This window comes from Bacillus sp. JJ783 (assembly GCF_036963225.1).
In the GTDB taxonomy this organism is placed as follows: domain Bacteria; phylum Bacillota; class Bacilli; order Bacillales; family Bacillaceae_G; genus Bacillus_A; species Bacillus_A cereus_U.
Genome location: NZ_JBALMG010000173.1, coordinates 1 through 2,690 on the forward strand (window position 1 = coordinate 1; position 2,690 = coordinate 2,690).

Sequence of the window (2,690 nt, forward strand, 5' to 3'; positions counted from 1 at the left end):
CACTTATAATAAGTGTTTATGTAATTTAGATTTTTAAATGATTACGAGTTATAGACAAAATAAAAAAGAAAATCTTGTGTTGTGATTAATTATCATCATAGTCATCGTTATTATCACAGTCGAAACACTGAGAGAATGAATCATCTGGACATTCTCCAGGGATTGGTTCACATGGGTTAAAATTCTGATTATCAAGAACTTCGTATGGTCTCATCATATCATGGTCTTCGTGTTCAAGGATGTGGCAGTGCCACGGGTAGATTCCTATAAATGGTCCAAAACGTGCAATGATACGAGTGACTTCCCCTGGATTGGCACGAACGGTATCTTTCCAGCCCATCTCGCTTGGATCAGGTGGTTGTGGTGGTCCGACTATAAGGTCAGGACCATTTGGATCACCAGTAAACGTAGCACGATTCAAAATTTGAAAAGTAACAAGGTGTAAGTGAATCGGGTGAGTGTCAGGTGTAGTATTGTAAAGTTCCCAAATCTCTATCGTTCCATTATATGGGGTTTCTGTAAGGGGTAATTGATGCCAATCTAGGTTATTTAATAAAAGTTTTAAACGCCCGAATTCATCAGTAGTTTCAACTAAGAGATTTTTTCGTACGATTACAGCATCATTAGGATCCAAGTGTTCCAAGCAACTCAAATTTTTTGGGATTTTACTATTGTCAGGTTTGTGCAATTTTTGTTTGACACGAAATTCCATAATTTGTGTAAGGTCTGAAGAAGGTGGGGCACCGTTAGGGAATGGAGCTGGTGCGTCATTTGTTAAGATGATACTTTGACCTTTATGGTTTGAAAAATCGATAATAACATCGACACGTTCAGCTGGTGCAAGGATAATTTCGGATACTATGATTGGTTTTTCCAAAAGTCCCCCTTCTGTACCAATTTGGACAAAATCTTGGTCAGAATTCAACTTTATACGATAAAAACGAGCATTGGAGCCATTAAGAATGCGGAAGCGGTATTTCCGTGGCTCGACTTCAAGATAAGGCCATACTTTTCCATTGACTAGGATGGTGTTTCCAAAAAATTCTGGTACAACTGATGGATTTGGTAATGTTGGATCTATTGGTGGAGGTGGTTGTGGTGCTGGAGGTGGCTCATGTCCTGGTTGGGTTGGATAGAATAATTCACCATTAGGATAAAACGAACGATCTTGTATGACTAGCGGAATTTCAAATTTTCCATTTGGTAGGTTCAATTTTTCCTCTTCTTTATCTCGAAGGAGATAAAAACCTGCAAGTCCTGCATAAACGTTCAAACGAGTGATTCCAAGGGCATGGTCATGATACCATAGAGTCGCGGGCCGTTGACAGTTTGGATAATAGTAAACTTCATGTACGAATTTCGGACCAACATTTTCAAAATTTCGTGTAAACCAAGCTTCTGGATATCCGTCATTTTCTGGTCTAACCCGACCTTCATGCAAATGTACAACTGTCCTAACAGAAGGTTTGTCTGGTTCTGCTCCGTGAATAGTTCGATCTACGGGTAGCAGATGTTCAAAAGGTAATTTATTTTTCCATTTGACTAAAATAGGGTGATTTCTTTGTACTTCGAATGTAGGACCAGGATACATACCGTTGTAACCCCAAACAGTAGTTGGCGGCAAATCGCGATGTAACTTCTGTTTGACTTGCTTCATAGTTACCTCATAGAATGGGATGTTATCATGCTTATCTTTCGCCTTTAAGACAGATGGAATAGGTAATGTATCTACAAACTTTTCTAAAGACATTTATCTGCCTCCTTTTTAAATAATCAGAATATCTTTTGATTCTATCTTTTTTATACTCAATCATCTTATGTGAAAAGAAATTTGAACAGAACTCACATTAGGAAAATGTATAGAGTAATCTAATAAAAACAATCTTAATGAATGAGGTATTTCAAAGGGGTTATCCTTTTGGTGGAGTCGCAGTTCTTTTACCAAGTTCTTGATCTAGTAATAAGATAGCAGACGTATTGTTTCCAGCAAGTTCGAATCTTCCAAGGATAATCATTGTTTGAGCTTCTTCTTCTGTTTGTTCTTTAAGGAAATTTAAAAAGATTACAATGCTTTGTTGGTCTCCTTCTTTTTGAGCAAGTTCATAGGCTTTTTTATAATTATCTGTCACATATTGTTCATGTGTTAACACTTTTTGAAAGGTTTCAACAGTATTTCCAAAATTAATAGGTTGTTCGGAGATATTCTTGATTACAACAACTCCATTGCGGTCAGTTAAGTAGTCAATAAGTTTTAAAGCATGACCACGTTCTTCATCATGTTGGATTCTAAACCAATGTCCAATACCCGTTAAGTTTAATCTATTAAAATAATTTGACATAGCCAAATATAAATAGGCGGATTGATATTCAATTTGAATTAAATTATTAATCAGTTGTTGCATAGGTTCATTAATCATATTAATCAAAACCTCCGACTTTTTTATTTTATAGACGTTTACCTATCCGATATTGTATAGAATTTTGTAAAGTATGTTACAAGTAGATTTTTAACATTAGTGGCAGCTGTGTTGTGTCTGTCAACGGTAAGCGGAACGAAGTGAGCATTAAGGAGTTGACAGACTCACTACGCCCAAGACCCTCTTGTGGTTGTCAAAAGGTACCTTTTGACCCTGCCTACCGGCGAGGGAGCCCCCTCAAAAAATGAGGGGGTTGGGGGAGTTTGTTAGATG

The 2,690-nt window shown here is 37.1% G+C and carries 2 protein-coding genes; both read right to left on the reverse strand.

All coding sequences use genetic code 11. From position 1 onward, the window contains the following. Positions 1 to 85 precede the first annotated feature (85 nt). A complete protein-coding gene (locus V7038_RS26700; protein WP_335695887.1) occupies positions 86 to 1,750 on the reverse strand; it encodes a multicopper oxidase family protein in 1,665 nt (554 codons plus the stop codon). A 160-nt stretch (positions 1,751 to 1,910) separates the two neighbouring features. After that, on the reverse strand, positions 1,911 to 2,417 hold the full coding sequence (locus V7038_RS26705; RefSeq protein WP_335695888.1) for a ferritin: 507 nt from the start codon (positions 2,415 to 2,417) through the stop codon (positions 1,911 to 1,913). Between the last annotated feature and the right edge of the window lie 273 nt (positions 2,418 to 2,690).

Bases quoted from the DNA above. Each gene is read 5' to 3' on its own strand.
- V7038_RS26700 (WP_335695887.1), bottom strand. From the start codon at position 1,750: ATGTCTTTAGAAAAGTTTGTAGATACATTACCTATTCCATCTGTCTTA.
- V7038_RS26705 (WP_335695888.1), bottom strand. From the start codon at position 2,417: ATGATTAATGAACCTATGCAACAACTGATTAATAATTTAATTCAAATT.